Source organism: Roseibium sp. ROS1, from assembly GCF_054658215.1.
The window spans coordinates 154667-172463 of the sequence record NZ_BAAGIG010000002.1 but is presented as its reverse complement, the minus strand read 5'-3'; the positions used below and the strand labels follow the sequence as shown (position 1 = coordinate 172463).

12 protein-coding genes and 2 tRNA genes are annotated in these 17797 nt (G+C 58.9%); 3 read left to right on the top strand and 11 right to left on the bottom strand.

The genetic code is table 11. The annotated features are described in order from the left end of the window. Positions 1-19: 19 nt before the first annotated feature. The 10 genes from ACYQ6M_RS08990 to ACYQ6M_RS08945 all read right to left on the bottom strand — a co-directional run bounded on the left by ACYQ6M_RS08990 (position 20) and on the right by ACYQ6M_RS08945 (position 14561). A complete protein-coding gene (locus ACYQ6M_RS08990; protein WP_460073370.1) occupies positions 20-388 on the bottom strand; it encodes an Imm8 family immunity protein in 369 nt (122 codons plus the stop codon). Continuing rightward, positions 385-2145 carry a hypothetical protein gene (locus tag ACYQ6M_RS08985; RefSeq protein ID WP_460074618.1) on the bottom strand — a complete coding sequence of 587 codons (1761 nt, stop codon included), beginning with the start codon at positions 2143-2145 and terminating at the stop codon, positions 385-387. The genes ACYQ6M_RS08990 and ACYQ6M_RS08985 overlap by 4 nt, the downstream gene beginning before the upstream one ends. 153 nt (positions 2146-2298) lie before the next feature. Beyond that, positions 2299-2895 carry an imm11 family protein gene (locus tag ACYQ6M_RS08980; RefSeq protein WP_460073368.1) on the bottom strand — a complete coding sequence of 199 codons (597 nt, stop codon included), beginning with the start codon at positions 2893-2895 and terminating at the stop codon, positions 2299-2301. Positions 2896-2898: 3 nt separating this feature from the next. After that, complete coding sequence (locus ACYQ6M_RS08975; protein WP_460074617.1) at positions 2899-3216, bottom strand: AHH domain-containing protein; 318 nt, start codon at positions 3214-3216, stop codon at positions 2899-2901. Positions 3217-3339: 123 nt separating this feature from the next. After that, positions 3340-3852 carry an SMI1/KNR4 family protein gene (locus ACYQ6M_RS08970; protein ID WP_209168736.1) on the bottom strand — a complete coding sequence of 171 codons (513 nt, stop codon included), beginning with the start codon at positions 3850-3852 and terminating at the stop codon, positions 3340-3342. Positions 3853-4060: 208 nt separating this feature from the next. Beyond that, the gene (locus ACYQ6M_RS08965) at positions 4061-4426 is read right to left on the bottom strand and encodes a hypothetical protein (RefSeq protein ID WP_209168735.1); all 366 of its coding nucleotides are present in this window, start codon (positions 4424-4426) and stop codon (positions 4061-4063) included. Between the two features lie 8 nt (positions 4427-4434). Beyond that, positions 4435-11565 carry a hemagglutinin repeat-containing protein gene (locus tag ACYQ6M_RS08960; protein ID WP_460073366.1) on the bottom strand — a complete coding sequence of 2377 codons (7131 nt, stop codon included), beginning with the start codon at positions 11563-11565 and terminating at the stop codon, positions 4435-4437. A gap of 12 nt (positions 11566-11577) precedes the next feature. After that, positions 11578-13317, bottom strand: coding sequence for a ShlB/FhaC/HecB family hemolysin secretion/activation protein (locus ACYQ6M_RS08955; RefSeq protein WP_460073364.1), 1740 nt, complete (start codon positions 13315-13317; stop codon positions 11578-11580). Positions 13318-13321: 4 nt separating this feature from the next. Next, entirely contained in the window at positions 13322-13900 is a 579-nt protein-coding gene (locus ACYQ6M_RS08950; RefSeq protein ID WP_460073362.1) for an invasion associated locus B family protein, read from the bottom strand. Positions 13901-14484: 584 nt separating this feature from the next. Further along, positions 14485-14561, bottom strand: a tRNA-Pro gene (locus ACYQ6M_RS08945). 360 nt (positions 14562-14921) lie between these two features. Between ACYQ6M_RS08945 and ACYQ6M_RS08940 the strand changes: the two genes are divergently transcribed. Further along, positions 14922-14996, top strand: a tRNA-Gln gene (locus tag ACYQ6M_RS08940). A 26-nt stretch (positions 14997-15022) separates the two neighbouring features. Here the strand turns inward: ACYQ6M_RS08940 and gntR are convergent. Further along, entirely contained in the window at positions 15023-16033 is a 1011-nt protein-coding gene (gntR, locus tag ACYQ6M_RS08935) for an HTH-type transcriptional regulator GntR (RefSeq protein WP_460073360.1), read from the bottom strand. A 132-nt stretch (positions 16034-16165) separates the two neighbouring features. On the opposite strand from gntR, the gene ACYQ6M_RS08930 reads away from it, so the two are divergent. Continuing rightward, on the top strand, positions 16166-16723 hold the full coding sequence (locus tag ACYQ6M_RS08930; protein ID WP_023001566.1) for a gluconokinase: 558 nt from the start codon (positions 16166-16168) through the stop codon (positions 16721-16723). Between the two features lie 29 nt (positions 16724-16752). After that, a complete protein-coding gene (locus ACYQ6M_RS08925) occupies positions 16753-17775 on the top strand; it encodes a TRAP transporter substrate-binding protein (RefSeq protein ID WP_055658597.1) in 1023 nt (340 codons plus the stop codon). Positions 17776-17797: the final 22 nt, after the last annotated feature.

Sequence of the window (17797 nt, the reverse complement as noted above, 5' to 3'; positions counted from 1 at the left end):
GGCGGAGGAGATGCATAATTCAGACAGAAGACGGGTCTGGTGCTTGGTAGTCCTCGAACTCCCAGCGAAGATACCGGGACAGTTTGTTGGCCACTTCATTCCAACTGTTTCCATCGGCTTTTCTTGCGATCTCATAGACTAAGTTTTTTACTGCTTGTTCGTCGTATTCAGATACGAAAACTATATTTCTCGCAAATGCTGCTAAACCCAGCCTATTCTTGGAGAACCATTTTGGCGTGCAAACTTCAAAGCTAAATATTTCGGCTCCGTCTTCTCCCAAAGGTCCAATCATAGCCTCTGCTGCGACACAAAAATCTTCAACGTCATCAGGCCAATATGCCCAATTTTCATGATCAATCAGATCTACGGATTTCACTTCGGCAATCATGGCGTGACATTCACGTGGCCATTCGCGCCCCATGCTCCACTAGGTGTTAGTCGCTGCTCAAAATTAGCCTGGACTCCAGTCGTAGCAAACTGGCTGTTTGGCTTTGATGAGGGAGGTCTAAATTGCCTCAAACCGTCTGCACTTTCGTAGTATCCGCGTGAAGTCACCCGATAGCCCGGACCAACCCAAGCCTCTCCCATGGCTAAAGTTTGGTCGCGGCTAAAAGTTCCCATTCCGTAATTGATTGGGCCTTCGCCTCTAAGAGCCGCACGTGCCGAGTTGCCTGCTTCTCTTAGGCTACCGCTTAATTCCGGCCAGTCTACCCTATTTGGTACGATGTTTTCAGTTTGTGGCGCCCCACTCCCAGCGACATTCTGACTTTTGGTCTTTGTTTTGGTTTTGACCTTGACACCCGGAATTGCACCGAGTGCTGCAAGCATGAAGATATCTCGGACACTTGTTCCGTATTCGCGTAGGCGCTGATCTTTTTGTTCCAGGGTTAAATCGTCGTTCCCGAGAACAGCGCGGACATTTGCATCCATCGCTGCGCGGTCAGCATAGGCCTGAGATAGCCCGTCACCGTATGGATGATAGTTCACCCCAGGAATGTCGTTGTCTAGAACGTAAAGTGCATCAATGAGAGCAAGCTGAGATGCGTTGCGATCTCCACCTTCGCCTACAAGGTCTAGGCCCGACGCATAGCCTGCTGCAAAGACAATGGCGTCCCGTTCTTCCCCCGACAGAGAATTCAAATAGGCGTAGATGGCATCACTACACTCGGCATAGGTTTTGATTCCAAGCGAAAGTACGGAGCCATCAACTCGGATGATGGTGCAGTTGAACTCCTGCGCGTGTGCTGGCGTTATTAGCCAATTCAGCGGATTGAATTGGTTATAACCCTGTTTTTGGCCGCAGCCGCCAAAACGTCCCCCCTCACCAAGTGCCGCGAGCCCGGCGTTGATGTTGCCACGCTCCTCCTCGCTCAGCTCACGACCGAGCAGATATTTATCGATGAAGCCGCCGGGAGCCGTCGCTTCTTTCAGCGATTTCTGAACAGCCCGCACCGCCGTATCACTCACATAAAGCTCAAACCCTTCCTGCTTCTGCGAAGTCACTTCCACCACCGCGTCCGGGTCGCGGTTGAGGTTGGAAAGTTGGGTTTCGGTGGCGGTGGTGTCTTCCGCCGCTTCCCGGTCCGCTTGCGCGCGCAGGGCTTCGGCGCGGCCCGTGTCGCCTTCGGCATCTGCCGCGTCGGCCTCGGCTTCCAGGTCGGCGGCCTTGATGCCGTCGCCGTCGCCGTCGCGCACGGTGATCTCACCCTCGCCGATGGTGGCGCGGGCAACGCCCTCGGTTTCGGAGTTGGAATAGGCCCCTTCCACCGTGATGCCCGGTTTGGACTTGCCTTCCGGATTGGAACCTATGCTGACGCCGACCGAACCGGAAACCTGCCGGCCCTTGCGGTGAAGGTCGATATCCGCCGTTTCCAGACGCTCTGTTTCAAGGGTCAGGTCGCCGGAGCGCGAGGCGATCACCCCACCGGTGATGGAGGTCGTTTCGCCGACATCGGCATTGAGCGCGTTGTCGGTGACGATGCCGGAGGGGGCGTTCACCCAGGCCGAGCTGTTGGAGCCCTTGGCCCCATTGACGCTGGCAGATGCGCCGAAGGTGGGCCCGGCGCCGTCTGCCCCCAGCCCGATGCCCACGGAAACCCCGGCGCTGTAGCCACTGCTCTGGTTGGAGCCTTCGGCCGTGTCCAGCCGGCTTTCGATGGTGAGGTTGCGGCCGATGTCGAGATCGGCACTGTCGGCTTCAATTCGCGCTCATAAAAGCGATCAACCAAAGCAAAGCTCGATCAACAAGTTGGCAATGCAGCCCAGTGTCACTTTAAAAGTTCAGCGGTTTGATCCGTGTTACGCGATGGTTTTTTGATCTCCGTTTACAGATTCAAACACAGCACCCGTCACACCAGAACCTTCAAAACGCCTCTTAACCTCCTCGCTCACGATAATGGAGCCGAGGTGTTTTTTGAGGCGGAAAATATGATGATCTCCGGTCTTCGACGGATCTATAACCAAATTGAAAAATGCGCGGTACTGCCCCGCCTTGTCTGGCCGAACAGGATCGTTTTCTTCATACTTCTGAAACTCGGATCGTTCTTCGTCTACGCAATCAATCTGCGTTTCGACAATCATCACAAAATAATCTTGATCTACCTGTTTGTTTTCGACCTTAACGGGCTCTAGAACTACGTGGTGATAAGGTTCATCGACTTCTGGCAGTCCAGTCAAAGCATTCTTCGCTTTAATACTAAGCACAGGAACACCAAAAGCTGCGCTCTCACTATAATCTAGTTCCTCTCCGTCTTGAAACACATCTATAGTATATTTTCCCGGCTCCATAAAGTAAGGAGTGGGATCGCTAAATAACCAGTTATCTACATTATGCACATCTCCCAGTGTCCATTTACAAGGATTGAACATATCCGAGCGAAGTAAATAGTATTTCATAATCTACTGTCCCGTGAGCCACTTATTAATTTGACTTCCTGGTGTCACAGCTTCTGCCTTTAGCCTGTTTAGAGTATTGGACACGGCTTGTGTATAGGCAGGACTATTAGCGGACAACCCTCGCGTCGCATCAGTCAATCTGCCGTAGACATACTGATGATATGCCTGTGGATGTGACCTACGGTGTCCAGGAACGGCAATTTTATTGATTTCAATATCAATATTCAGTCCCGCATTGTCGAAAATTTTCTTAAACCGAGACGTCCAAGCGGGCGTTTTACCGGCACCTATGTCACATTTATTGGTACAGACATGATGAATCGGAACTGAATTGTAGTCAGTTGGGGCAAACGTGCGGACCCCGCCTCCTTCGAGCGTGAAATAACCGCCATTTGTGTCACTGTAGATAGGCTTTCCATTATCCGAGTATCGACCGATCGAAAGCTACCCCTCAGGGTTTTCTATCCGCTTGTATAAGAACTCTGCAAAGCTGTCCGCGTATCTTTTTTCATTTGCGCCAGCTTTCACAAAGACTGGATACTCTCCGTCATCATCTTGGGTCGATGTGTCAAAATAGAAAGTTTCACCAAAATCATTAGAGCAAACAACTACAGCGGAATCCCTTACAAAGCCCTGCTCTCTTTCACTCTTTGTTTGATAAGCAATGTCGCCAACCGACAGGTCGGATAGAACGGGATATATTGCGAATATCTCTTCGCCATAAACGTGACCGCCGCCGTAGTTCTTGACAAACCAGAGATAGCTAGGGGGCAGCTTACAGCCAATCTTGTTTTCAGTTTCAGCAACTCTTTCGTCTGTTGGTGAAAGATCGCTGCTCGCTGTGCCGAACTCAACGCCATTGCCAGAGTATTCGGCAATTAGTTTTTCTAACTCAGTTATAGACGTCATCATTGCCCCCAGTTTGCCGAGCGATTTATCCAATAATTGCTCGACCATGTGCTCTGATCCCCGAAAACTGGATCGATTTTGACTGGAGTTTTCCGCGCTAGGATCTCGGCTGGGAGAAGGAGCGGAAGCGATGAAGGCATCGAAGTTTTCGGGGATCAGAGCAGATGCAGCAAAGCTCCAACCTCCGGCGATCCAAACTTCGGGCTCAGTGCATCATTTCACTCGACTTTGAATGAAGACGCGCCGAAATACGGGATCAAAGTGATCGTCTGTGCTTTTCAAACGCTTCTCGCGTTGCGGTTTGCACCCGAGGGAAATACTGGTTCAAGTCTCTCAGAAACATCAGCGTGGAGAGAGCTTCGGCACGTATTCTTGTAGTGTCTTCCACACTGTCATATTCTTGTATTTCAGCACTCTTTAACTCCACCCAGTCTTCCAACTTTCTGCGAAGCAGCGATATCCTCTCCTCCGCACTAACATTTTCCGGAACAGTTCGCTCCGTTCGAAGACCAAGAGCATTCATTTCTTCCGAGTGCGTTACGCCGAGGGCGCTATATCCAATCTCCTTGTTTTCGAAGAGTCTGCCAATTGCAGCTTCAAGTTCTTTAGATAGGTGCACCATTTACTTCCTCATTCGAAATCTAACCACGGGATTGTGTCTTCCCAGTTCGCTCGAGCATTTGCGCGCCGATGCGCTTCTGCATGTGAAATACCAGGGTTGTTCTTCTTAATCCAAATCTCGGCCACCTCATGTTTGAGTAGCAGTTTGTCGCTCGTTGTTCCTTGGCCGGTCCGTAGTCTGTGCCAAGCTGTGGCGATGGCAGGATCAGCTTGGAAATTTGGAATATCGTTGTTTCGCTTGAAAAGATAATCTTTGATCTGCTCAAGCCTTCCTTGGCTTCTATGATTCAAATTCAAGTAACGTGTAATTGCTTCCACGTCTGTTTTTGAATTTGCAATTACAGTGTATGCCTCTTCCACCTCGGCTTGTCTCACATTCTTGGCTCCCCATTTCCACTTCGGAAAGGTTCGTCCGCCAGTTTCGGTGGCATGGTAAAATCCTGAGAAACGCTTTGTTACTGTTGGCCCTACCTTCGAAGCCAGTGAAGAAATAGCCTTGGCAACCGCTGTTCCAGCAGCAGCTCCAGTCGCATTTCCAATGAGTTCTTCAGCCTGAACGACCGCGATGTACTGCGACCAGCTCATTCCCGTCGTATCGAAGCCCAAAGAGCTCTCGCTCGGTGGTGTCAGCTTCAGGAAAGTGGCAAGGTGCAGCTCTTTTTGACCCATGGTGTTGTAGAGCTTGAGCACCGTCTGGTTCTTGGTGTTTTTGCAGCTTGGCGCCTGGCAGTGCAAAGCCTCGTTCGCCAGCTCAAGCATCAAGACCGTGTCATAGGACAGCCCGGATACGCTTTCGATGTCCCATTTGGTGATCGATTTCAGTTGAGCGCGGTCAGCGGCTGGCAAGTCTGCAAAAATGCGCGCTGCCAGAGCAGCCTTCGCATAGGCTTGAACGCCGGGATCAAGGTTCTCACAATATTCTACGAGTTCGGCAAGCGTCTCCCGTTTGATCCCGAACATGAGATCTTCAATCGCAGTCTGAGAGCAGTCCGCAGCGTAGGCTGGAGTAACAATCCAGTTCAGCGGGTTGTACCGATTATACCCTTGACGACCGCCGCAGGCGGCCAAGCGCTTTAGCAGTTCGCGTTGTTGGGGAGACACATCCAGCTTTTCGATGGCCTGCCCTACCGCGGAAAGAACCTTGCCCAGGTCCCGCACCGCCGTATCACTCACATAAAGCTCAAACCCTTCCTGCTTTTGCGAGGTCACTTCCACCACCGCGTCCGGGTCGCGGTTGAGGTTGGAAAGTTGGGTTTCGGTGGCGGTGGTGTCTTCCGCCGCCTCCCGGTCCGCTTCGGTGCGCAGGGCTTCGGCGCGGGCCGTGTCGCCTTCGGCTTCCGCCGCGTCGGCCTTGGCTTCCAGGTCGGCGGCCTTGATGCCGTCGCCATCGCCGTCGCGCACGATGATCTCGCCCTCGCCGATGGTGGCGCGGGCAACGCCCTCGGTTTCGGAGTTGGAATAGGCCCCTTCCACCGTGATGCCCGGTTTGGACTTGCCTTCCGGATTGGAACCTATGCTGACGCCGACCGAACCGGAAACCTGCCGGCCCTTGCGGTGAAGGTCGATATCCGCCGTTTCCAGACGCTCTGTTTCAAGGGTCAGGTCGCCGGAGCGCGAGGCGATCACCCCACCGGTGATGGAGGTCGTTTCGCCGACATCGGCATTGAGCGCGTTGTCGGTGACGATGCCGGAGGGGGCGTTCACCCAGGCCGAGCTGTTGGAGCCCTTGGCCCCATTGACGCTGGCAGATGCGCCGAAGGTGGGCCCGGCGCCGTCTGCCCCCAGCCCGATACCAACGGAAACCCCGGCGCTGTAGCCGCTGCTCTGGTTGGAGCCTTCGGCCGTGTCCAGCCGGCTTTCGATGGTGAGGTTGCGGCCGATGTCGAGATCGGCACTGTCGGCTTCAATCCGCGCGCCCTTCAGGGCAAGGTCCCGGCCGGTTTCGACCGACACGTTGCCGCCCGCCGTCACATCCGTGTTGGTGTGATAGGTCTGCGACTGGCTGTAGGAACTCTGCTGGCCGGAGACATCCAGCCCCAGGCTGAGGCTGGCGCCGGGGGCGCCATTCTTGCCACTGGCGCCGACACCAAGCGTCAGCCCGATGCCCGCGGACATGCTGGAGCTTTCGCCCTCATAGGCGAGATGGTTTTGCGCCGATTCCAGGATGACATCCCGTCCCGCCGCCATGGCAATATCGTTGCCGGCGTCGATCCGGGCGCCCTTGGCGGTGATGTCGCGTCCCGCCTCCAGGGACATGTCGTTGCCCGCCGACAGCGTGGCGGTGCGGGCGATGGCGCTAACCTCCGACGAGCTGCTTTCCTCGCGGGAGATGCCGATGCCGATGCGCACCCCGGCAATGGTGCCGCCCTGGCGGATGGCGTTGAGCTGGTTGAGCGCGTCGACCGCCTTCAGACCGGCGGAGACCGCGGAAAGCGCCTGATAGCCGAGATTGCCCTTGCCCGAGGCTGCCATGCGCGGGGCATCCGCCAGCGATTTCACCGGTCCGGAGATGTTTTCGAAGGCGCCGACCGACAGCGCGAAGGTGTCGATCTTGTGGCTTTCCGAATGGGCATAAAGATCGTGGACGCTGTCCAGGACGATGTCGCGCCCGGCGGTTATGCCAAGGTCTTCGTCGGCGGCGACGGAGGCAGCTTCGGAGACCACATCGCGCCCGGCATCAATGGAAACGTTCCGGCCGGACACCGCCGAGGTGACCTGGGTCAACGAGCTGGTGTCGGAGGTATGCCGTTCGGACTTGTAGCCGGCGACCACGCCCATGTTGCCGGTTTCGGCAAAGAAGCCGCTTTTCTTGTCGACCCGGCTGTCTTCGGAGGTGTTCTGGGCAGCTTCCAGGCGCACATCGCGCCCGGCCGAAAGGGCAACGTCGCTTTGGGAGGATACGGCGGAGCCCTTGACCACGACATCCCCTGCACCGGCCGAGATCTCCAGATCGCCGAGCGCGGTCACCATGGAGCCCACCTGCGTGGTGCTGCTGCTGTCGCGTTTCCTGGAACTTGAGGTCAGGAAACCGCTTTTGTTGCGCGCGGACCGGTCTTCCCGGCTTTCCTCCGCCGTGCCGATGGTGACGTTTTCACCGGCTGTCAGGCTGGCCGTGCCGTCGCTGGCAATCAGCGAGCCTTCCACGGCAATGTTGCGCCCTGCCTTGAGGTCAACCGCGTCTGCCGCCTGGATGGTGGAGCCGGACACACGGGTCTGGCTTTCGCGCACATCGTAACGGTTGCTGCCCGCCTGGCCACTGGCTTCAAAATGGCTGTCGAGCTCGATGGCGGTCACCACCAGGTCCCGGCCGGCGTCGATTTCCAGGCTGCCGCCGCTGGCAAGATCTGCCCCGGTGATGCGGGTGTCGCTATCGCTGCGGATGGTCAGCGTGTCTTCCGCCGTCACCGTGCCGCGCTCATAGGCCCAGGTGCCGATGGCCGTGGTGCCGTTGCCGGTCGCCCGGGTTGCGGTTTCGATCGAGACAGTCTCGCCGGACAGGGTTACATCCCTGCCGCTGATCGTGCCGGACCTGTTGAGCAGGGTGCCGGCGGCGCTGGCGACCAGGGTTTCGTCGGCCTTGATCGTGCCGCGAACGTTCCTGATTTCCGCTGCCTCCAGCGTCGTGTTGCGCCCGGCGATGACAGCGCCGGTCTTGTTGAGGCCGGTTGTCGAGGCAAGGTAGAGACGGGGCGCGATCACCTCGACGCCGTCCACCACCGCGCGTTCGTACCAGACGATGTCGCTGGTCAGGAGTGCGATCTGCTCCTCGCTCAAGGACACGCCGAACGCCAGGTCCAGCGCCTCGGCCTGTGCGCCCGCGTTGTCGATCAGCGTCTTCATCTGCAGGGCATCGGAGGTCTGGTCGGCGGACAGCCAGCGGCGGCCCGTGGCCCTGCGCACCTGCTCGGCCACATACTGGCTTTCGAAATAGGCATCACCGAGCGAGCGGATGTGCTTGTCGATGTCGGGAATGCCGACCGTATCCAGGAAATACTGGGACCCGAAGAATGCGCCGATGTCGACGAATGCGAAGCGGGTTTCGTAAAGGAACGGGCTGCTTTCCGGAGCGCGGCTGAAAAGCTGGCCGTTGAACTTGTAGGACGCAGGGTCGAAGGCCGGGGCCTGGGAGCTGGCGTTGAGCTGAACGATGGACGTGTCCTGCGTGGACTTTTGCAGCTTTTCGGGGGTGGAAGGCTCGCCGGCTTCGTTGGTGAGCGTGCCTGTCAGGTTGCCGATCAGCGATCCGCCGGCGTGGATGGTCGCGGGAACGGCATCGATGGTTTCGGCGCTCAGCGTCTTGCTTTGCACCCCATTGTCCAGAAACTTGTGCGAGGGGGCAAAACCCAGCGTGCGGGTTTCGTAGCTCGACCAGCTCTGGTGAATGGTGATGACCCGTGTCAGGGTCTTGCCGCCGTTGACGATACTGGTGCCGTCGATGCGCATGTCGCCGGAGGCGACGATGTCGCTGTATTCGTTTTCCAGCGTACCGACATCCAGCACCATGTTGCCGTTCAGCGCCGCGATGCGCGCGACCGGGTCGACCAGCTCATAGGTGTCTTCGGTGACGAAGATGGTCACCACATCGCCCGAACCTGCTGCGCCGTCCTCGTCGGGGGCGAGCATCAGCCAGTCGTCATAGGTGCCGTTGTCCGGGTCGAACTCGGCAATGGAAGTCGGTGCGTAGTCCTTCCACCAGTTCTGGTCCCAGTCCGCTGCCGTGGCATTTTTGGCCGTGAGGATCTCATCGATCTTTTCCGGGTGCGGCACGAAAACATAGCCGCCGGGCCCGCCGCCAGTGTCCCAGAACTGGTCCCAGTCGCCGATGCCGCCGGCCGCCCAGTATTTGGAGAAACCGCCCTTCAGCCAGTCGGGAGGATAGGCCCCTGCGACGACTTCATTGGCATATGCGGTCGTCTTGGTGTCGAAAGTGGCACCGGTGATGTTCTTCAGGCTTTCAGCCCGGATCGTCAGCGTTCCGGACCGTGCCTCGATGATCCCGCCCTTGCGGTTGATGATGCCGGCCGCCTTGGTGCCGGCCGTGCGGCCTTCCAGCGTCAGGCCGTTTTCGGCAACAAGAACGCCGCCATGGTTGTCCAGACTGGCCGAGCGGATGGTCAGGCCGTTGCCGGCGTGAACGCCGCCCCGGTTGGTGAAGCTGTCCAGCCCATCGAACAGGGCAGCATCATTGGCAATGATGTAAGCGTCAGCGGCGACACTCGTGGTTCCGCCGTTGACCGTCAGCCCGCCGGTCGCTTCCAGTTTGCCGGTCACCGACAGCGTGCCGCCGATGGTCAGCTGACCGGTTCCGTTCACGCGCAGCAACCCGGCAACGGTCAGATCGTTGACGCTGAGGTCCAGCGCGTTGGTGGCGGTCAGCCCCGGGGCGGCAGCGGCAAGCGTTGCAGTGCCGGTGATGCTGCCGGAGATATCCCGCGCCGCGACCGTCGCACCGGAACCGCTGAGGGAGAGCCCGCCAAGATCGAGTTCCAGGGAACCGACCTCCAGCGCGCCGAGCTGGTTCCAGGTGCCGGCGGTGATCCGTGTCAGGTCGCCGGACTGAATGCGGGACCCGGCGGCAACGTTGAGCGAACCGGATGCAGTCAGCGTCAACGTGCCGGCGTCCGTTATCGCGGCGCCTTCGCCGGTGACACCCGCAAAAACCTTGCCGCCGGAAATGTCGATCACCGGTGCTGTCAGCGCGACATGGTCGCGCGCGTTGACCTCGCCCGCCGTTGCCACGGTCAAACGGCCGGTTGCCGAAAGGGCAAGGTCTCCGCCGGAATAAAGCACGGAGCCGGAGGCCACCGTGACGTCGCCAAGGCTGGAGGCGACATTGATTGCACTGGCGATCGATGCGCTGCCAAGGACCACGTCGTTTGATGCCTGCACCGTGTAGGTGTCGGCGGCAACGGTTCCGGATTGCTGAAGCGCGCCGACGTTGAAGGTGATGGCCTCGCCCGCCTGAAGGTGGCTGGCGGCGGAAAAATCGGCCAGGCCCGTCGTTGCCACCTTGATGGAGCCGACCCCTGCTGCCAGCGTGCCACCGGGCGCCATGCCCGCCAGGAGCTGCGCCTCGTCAAAATCGATGCCTGCTGCTTCCAGCTCCACCTGGCTGCCGGCACCAAGGGTTGCATCCTTGGCAACCTTGATATCGCCGCCGGCCTTCAGGATCAGCGTTTCCTGGCCATAGAGGGACGCATTTTGCTGAACCTCCACCGACCCGTTGACGGACCGGGCGCGCAGGGACTTGCGGGCAGACACCGTGCCGCCAAGCACCAGCTTGCCATCGGCGGTTATCTGAAAATCGCCGGTGGCTGCGGTCGCGCTTTCCGGAGCACGCACACCGACGCCGCTTTCCGTGCCGATCAGCTTGATGCGGCCGGCATACATGCCGCCAAGCGCGGAGGTATCAATGGCAAATTCCGGTTTGTCCGCCGCCGACCCGGCCTTGGCCGCAACCGAGCGGTTGGCATAGTCGTAGTCGTTGCGACCGGCAAAGACGCCGAGGTTCTCGCCAGCGTGGATCTTGCCGTTGATTTCGACCGCGCGCGAGACGATGTCGAAATAGTCGACGCTTTCCGCCGCGACGCCATCCGCACCAATGGTGACAGTGCCCCGGTCCACCGAGAAGCCCTTCAGCGTTCCGGCATCGACTTGCGGCACGCCTGTCGTCAGCGTTGCCCGCGGAATGTTGATGAAGCCGCAGCCGTTACAGGTGATGCCGTTGGGGTTGGCGAGGATGTAGTCCGCCTGCCCGCCGTGCAGCTCTGTCGCGCCCTGCAACAAAGACCGGTTGGACGAGGTGACTTCGTTCAAGATCACCGTTGCCGGGCCGGAGCCTTGAAGATTGGGGTTGCCGACAATGTAGCCGCCCAGGTTGCTTTGGCCGACACCCTTGGAATTGTTGAGGATCAGGCCGTTCTTGCCGACATTGAAATCGGTGAACTTGTTGTGGGACAGGCCCTGCGCATTGGGGGTGACGATGTTCTGGACCGGCACGCCGTTTGGCGCCGCGATGATCTCCGGCCGGTTGCCGGGCGCAGCAGCGCCATCCGGCGTCAGTCCGCCGGCAAAGGCCGGCAGGGAGGTCTGGACCAGGAAGACGGTGCAGAAGAAACCATTTAAAACGGACTTGATCATAAGCCGATCCGCCTAAAACGTTTGAGAAATGCCCAGCCGGAAACGCAAGAAGCCGTTTTCCGCCGGATCCAGAAATGTCGGATGGGCCAGAGCCCGCTCATAAGCCACTTCGCCGGTCACAATGCCGCCGCTCAGCCGCAGGCCGACCGCACCGCCCATCAGCTCTCCGCCTTCCAGCGGATCGTCAGCATCTTCCAGGACGCCGCCGGCATCCAGTCCGGCAAACACCTGCGGCAGACCGAATAGCCGTTTCAGGTTGTCCGGAGCTTTGCTGGCGAATGCGGGGGTGAAGCCAAGCTCAAGCTGGCTGTAGCCACCGGCATCCCCCGACAGGCTGACATCGCGGAACCCGCGAACGGACAACGGCCCGCCGATGGTTACCCTTTCGGAGGCAAACAGCGTGTCGGGCGAAAAAGCGCCATAGGTGCTGGCCTGAAAGGAAAGCTGGCCGACCGGGTTCTGCCAGACCCGCTGATAGAACCCCGACAGCGTCACCTGGCTGAACTGGGCCGCCGGCGTGCCATCCAGCTGGCGACTGTCCTTCTGGGCGGCAAAGCCCTCAAGCCCCTGCTTGAAGGCGATACTGGCCTGTCCGAACCCACCGGCAATCCGGCCGCTGATCTTCGTGGAGGCTTCCAGAACGGCCAACCGCTGGCTGGAGGCGTCGATGAAGATCTCTTCGATGAAGTTGTTGGCTTCCTTCAGCGAGAACGCGCCGCCGGCACGCCAGACAAAGCGCCCTGTACGGTGGAGCACCCGGTCGAGTTCCACGCGGCCTTCCCAGCTGGTGCCATCATAGGAATAGTCGCCCGAGGGGCTTTCCAGGCGGGACAGATAGTCCAGATAGGAACCACTAATGTTGACGGTCCAATACCGCCAGGGAACGGACAGATAGGCGTTGATCGAGCGCGAATAGATACGCTCGTCCAGCCTGTCGAGCGAGCTGCGGGCAGATATCGTCAAAAGCTCGTTCAACCCGAGCACGTCCTCAAAGCCGGCGATGCCGTTCCACTGATGACGGCCGGTGCTGGTGGCCCCGCCATTGTCCAGCGACGCGGACAGTTGCACCGCGTAGGCATCTTTCACCTCGATGGTGACGATGCTCTGGCCAACGCCCGCGCCCGGCTCGATGCGGATGACGGCTTCCTTCGATCCCAGCCGGTTGATCTGCTCCAGCCCCTGCTCGAAATCGCGAATATTCATGATCCGGCCGGATCGCTCGCCGAAAAGCTGCGTTGCCCCTCGCCGCGCCTTGCCGTTTTCCTGAAGGCGAACCTCGGACACCGAGCCCTCGACGATGAGAACACGCAATTCTCCGGAACCGAGATCCTGCGGCACCAGATAGGCGCGCGAGGTGACGAAGCCCTTCTCGACATAATAATTGGTCGCCGTTCTGAGCACGTTCTGGATGTCGGTCAGCGTCAGGCAGGCGCCCTGACGGTTGCGGACCAGCAACTCCAGTTGGTTTGCCGGAACACGCTTTGCGCCTTCGAACCGGATCCTGTCGACGTCAACACATGGTCCCTCGCCGCCGGTTGCCTGTGGCAGCAGGTCCGGTGAACGCTGGGATGGTTCCGTCGTTCCGCCCAGAAAACGGTCACGCTCCAACCGGCGCTGCTGTTCCTCGCGCTCGATGATCTGCTGCTGCTGGCGCAGCACGTTCTCGATCCCCGCAGGCGTTTGAGCCGCCCCGGGCAGTGCAAACAGCAGTGCCCCTGCAAGCGGAGCCAGGAAACGTGCAAGTGCTCGCATGGTGTCAGTCGGTCGTCTTGCCCGCGGAAAGGTCCTTCAACCGGGCCAATGCGGCAGCGGACCCCTGCAGCGAAAACTCGATGCGGACCTGCTTGTCGTTGGTCGCGGTGACACCGACTGCGGTGAGCCGATTGCCCGTCCGGAGTTTTTCAAGGGCTGCTTCATCCAGTGGCACCGGCACCACGCAGCCTGAGGGAAGGCAGGTCAGGAACTGCGCCTTCGGCAACTCAACGTCATCCACCGCAAGTGTGAGCCCTTGCGAGAAGGCCAGGCCAAAGGGCGCCAGAACCGTCAGCACCGGCCCCTCCCCGGCCCGTTCCTCGACCAACAAGGCGGACAGGCGCTGCCCGGTCTTTTGCTGCACCAGCTCCTGCGTCATCCGGCAGGTGCGTGTTTCGGCCTCCACGCACGTCACCGTCCAAGCCTTGAACCGTTCAGTGAGGGTCTTCTGGTCCGGCTGTTCCGATTGGGCGGAGGCTTGCGTGCACACAGCCAGCAGACCTGCCGCCACCAGTACCGGTTTCCAGAACTTGTGGCGGTGACCGGAGACGAAATTCGGCGATACGAAAAATTGGAAAAACATTGTCTGTGCCTGGAGTATCTGTTTTTTGACGGACAGCACGCAGGGCGTGCAGAGGCGTTCTGCCGGGAGAGCCGGCAGGCCAATGATCAGGATCGTAAAAAGGCAGCTATCGTCGCCGACCCTTCAAATTCAGAACCGGCAAGTTGTTCAAAAAACAGCGAAACTGTTGCGCATTGTCTTTTCCCGCATTGTCTTTTTTGTTAATGCTGCCCTAAGGGTTTAAGCCACAGGTTGCAAGCAATTTTTGCGGGAAAATTGCCTCATATGGTTGAGGATTTTTGTTTAGCAATCGATTTAATTTCAGTTTTATTTCGCAAAACTCTCAATCAAAACGAGCACTTGCTAGTATCTTCCAGTCCGGCAAGCAAGTGGCGCGCAGCCTGATCAAACCGCGCTTTTTATCGGGGACGAATGTAAAGACCGGTCTCGAGAGACGGGCCACAACGGCATCAGGTTGCAAAACCAGGTCTGAAACGCGCAGCTCCAGCAAGGAAGGCAACGACGCAGGCGTACCAATCGCTGCGGGCGAAAACAGGTCCGCAGGCGTTCCAGGTCGCGAGGCGTTCAAATTGGAAGGAAGAAAATGGTCGGAGTGAGAGGATTCGAACCTCCGACCCCCTCGTCCCGAACGAGGTGCGCTACCAGGCTGCGCTACACTCCGACACAGAATATGAGCTTAGAAAGCTAGGCTCATCGGGAACAGCTGGGCAAGCCCTCGCTGCGTGGAGGGTCATTTAGCAAAGCTGGTCTGATCCCGCAAGCGATTTGCATAGCCGAATGTCACTTTTTTGAAACTGTGAACAACCTCGGCAAGGCAAGGGCGAATTACGCCGCTTTCCAGCGGACACGCCAAGTCCGGCTTGCCGTTCTGCCAACTTGAAGCGGATTGAAACGACCTCCAATCATCCCGGCGATGGCTTTGCAACGCACCTGGGGAAAACCGGTCCTTCCCCGTCAAAGTTTGCTCTTGTGGAGACTTGCGCAAAGGATCGAGGCTCGCTATACAGCGTCCCCACGGCCTTGGGGTGTAGCCAAGCGGTAAGGCAGCGGTTTTTGGTACCGCCATGCGAAGGTTCGAATCCTTCCACCCCAGCCAGTCTTTCTTTCCTTAAAAGACATCTTCTAGCCTTGCCCGTTTCGGGCCGTGCTGCCACGTGCCACGACCTCGTAGCCGAGATCGACCACCGGCTGTTCCGGCTCAATTCCGGCAAGGGCACCCGTCAGCATGCGAAAGGCATCGCGTCCCATGGCCAGGCGGAACGTGCGCACGCTAGTGATCGGCGGGTTGGCGGCGGCCATCATTTCCAGATCGTTGAAACCGCAGATACCCATCTGATCCGGAACACGGATGCCGCGCCGCTGGCACTCGAACAGGGCGCCGAGCGCAAGGTCATCGTTGTTGCACAGGATCGCATCGGTTTCCGGCGCTTTCGACAGAAGATCGGCGACCAGTTCACAGCCAAGGGTGACGGTTGAAGGACGCGGTGTCGTCACGATCCGGCCTGCATCGAAGACACCTGCCTTTTCCGCCTCCCCGCGAAACCCGGCAAGGCGGCGCTGGCTGCGCGGGTCGAGCCGGGCAGCGATATAGCCCGGACGCCTGTATCCGGCAGCAAGAAGATGGCGAGTTGCCGCGGCAGAGGCCTCCACGTGGGAAAAGCCGACCATCATGTCATATGGCGCTGGCCCGCACTCCATGATCTGGACGATGCGGCAGTCTGCCCGTTCCAGCAGCCGGGCAGTGTCTTCCGACTGATCGAGACCTGACAGGACCAGGCCAGCGGGACGCTGGCTCAGGAAGGTTCGCACAAGGCTTTCTTCTTCAAGTGGGGAATAGCGGGAATTGCCGAGCTGGATCTGCCATTTCGACCCTTCAGCCGCTTCATAGATGCCTCGCATGACATCGGAAAACACGTTGTTCGTTACTGACGGCACGATGACGCCGATGACGTTGGTCTTGCCCGCAGCAAGCGCGCTGGCCGCCGGATCCGGCACGTATCCGAGCCTGTCGACCACCTCCCGGATTTTGATCAGTGTCTTGGCGGAGACCTTGTCAGGATCACGTAGCGCGCGTGACACGGTCATAGCGCTAACACCAGCTTCCCGGGCAACATCGGCGATCGTGCTTTTCAAATTATTCAACCATTACAATTGTTTATACTATCGCAAATCAACTCTTCGATAATATCCCAGAAAAAAGTGTTTGACAAATGTTAGCGCTATCATTTTCAATGCACCCAACAACGAGATCATTCGGGGACGGAAATGCAGGGTGAATTGCCATCAGCCTCTGGCGAAACGGCCATCGTCGTGATGGGCGTTTGCGGCGCCGGCAAAAGCCTGCTGGCGAACCGCCTCGCGGACAGGCTTGGCGTCGGCATGGTTGAAGCTGACGACTTTCACAGCCCGGAAAACAAGCGCAAGATGGCGGCAGGAAAAGCGCTGACCGATGCCGACCGCATGCCCTGGCTGGACGCTGTGTCACTTGCCGCCAAGCTGCAGATCTACTGTGCCGGCGGTGCAGTGATCGCCTGCTCCAGCCTGAAGCGCGCCTATCGGGACCGTTTACGGGCTGCCCTGCCCTCGTGCATCTTTGTTCACCTGGCAGGAGAACGCGGCCTGATCGCCGAGCGCCTGGGTGGGCGCCAGGGACATTTCGTCGGTGAAACGCTGCTGGACAGCCAGCTGGCGACGCTGGAACCGCTGCAAGTCGGGGAAGCCGGCTTCAGCCTGGATATTTCAAGGCCTGTCGACGAACTTGTCGACAAAGCCATGAAAGAACTGCGGCCAGCAAGGCCGCCTCGTACCACCATCGCCTCTTGAGCGATGACGTTTCGACTAGGGAGGAAATCATGCTCAAACTCTTGACCAGAACCGCTCTTGCCGCCGTTGCGGCCGGTGCGCTTGCTACGACCGCCATGGCTGCGGATTATTCGTTCCGCTTCCAGTCTTCCGACCCGGCAGGCAACCCGAATTTCGTGCTTCAGCAGGGCTGGGCCGCGAGCGTGAAGGAAAAGACCGGCGGCAAGATCGAGGTCGAGTTGCTGCCTGTGGAGTCCATTGTGGCCCACAGCGAGACCCAGGATGCCATCGCATCCGGCATTCTTGACGGCCATATCACCGATACGTCCTACTTTGCCGGCAAGGATCCGGCTTTCGGCCTGATCGCCAACCCGGTTGGCGCCTGGGCGTCGCCGGACCAGATGTTTGCCTTCATGTACGATGGCGGCGGCAAGGACCTGATGAACGAGCTGGTAGAGCCTTACGGCCTGCACTTCATCGGCGCGACGACACCGGGCCTGGAGGCCTTCGTCTCCAAGGTTCCGCTGAACGGTGTTGACGACCTGAAGGGCCTGAAGATGCGTGCGCCTGAAGGCCTGGTGCAGCAGGTGTTTGCAGCGGCTGGCGCTGCTCCGGTCAACCTGCCGGGGTCCGAAGTCTTCACCGCGCTCGACAAGGGTGTGATCGACGCAGCCGACTACTCGGTCTTCTCCACCAACCAGGCACAGGGCATGCACGACGTTGCTCCGAATCCGGTCTATCCGGGCTTCCACTCCATGCCGCTGGTGGAAATTTCCATGAACAAGGCCAAGTGGGATGCCCTGCCGGACGATCTCAAGACCGCCCTTGAAGAAAGCGTCAGGGATTTCGCCAACGCGCAGGTGGCAGCTCTCGCCGAGAGCGACCAGAAAGCCGTTGAGGAAGCCAAGGCCAGCGGCAAGGTGACCGTCACGGACTGGTCGCCGGAAGAACGCGCGAAGTTCCGCTCCATCGCCACCGGCGAATGGGCCAAGGTCGCCGAACGTTCGGACAATGCCCAGAAGGTCTATGACGTTCTGACCAGCTACCTGAAAGAAAACGGCCTGATGCAGTAAGCTGCCTCAATGTGGTTACCTG

Coding starts and splice junctions, on each gene's coding strand:
- ACYQ6M_RS08950 (WP_460073362.1), bottom strand. CDS start 13,900: ATGTTTTTCCAATTTTTCGTATCGCCGAATTTCGTCTCCGGTCACCGC.
- ACYQ6M_RS08980 (WP_460073368.1), bottom strand. CDS start 2,895: ATGAAATACTATTTACTTCGCTCGGATATGTTCAATCCTTGTAAATGG.
- ACYQ6M_RS08930 (WP_023001566.1), top strand. CDS start 16,166: ATGCAGGGTGAATTGCCATCAGCCTCTGGCGAAACGGCCATCGTCGTG.
- ACYQ6M_RS08925 (WP_055658597.1), top strand. CDS start 16,753: ATGCTCAAACTCTTGACCAGAACCGCTCTTGCCGCCGTTGCGGCCGGT.
- ACYQ6M_RS08990 (WP_460073370.1), bottom strand. CDS start 388: ATGATTGCCGAAGTGAAATCCGTAGATCTGATTGATCATGAAAATTGG.
- ACYQ6M_RS08965 (WP_209168735.1), bottom strand. CDS start 4,426: ATGGTGCACCTATCTAAAGAACTTGAAGCTGCAATTGGCAGACTCTTC.
- ACYQ6M_RS08970 (WP_209168736.1), bottom strand. CDS start 3,852: ATGGTCGAGCAATTATTGGATAAATCGCTCGGCAAACTGGGGGCAATG.
- ACYQ6M_RS08960 (WP_460073366.1), bottom strand. CDS start 11,565: ATGATCAAGTCCGTTTTAAATGGTTTCTTCTGCACCGTCTTCCTGGTC.
- ACYQ6M_RS08955 (WP_460073364.1), bottom strand. CDS start 13,317: ATGCGAGCACTTGCACGTTTCCTGGCTCCGCTTGCAGGGGCACTGCTG.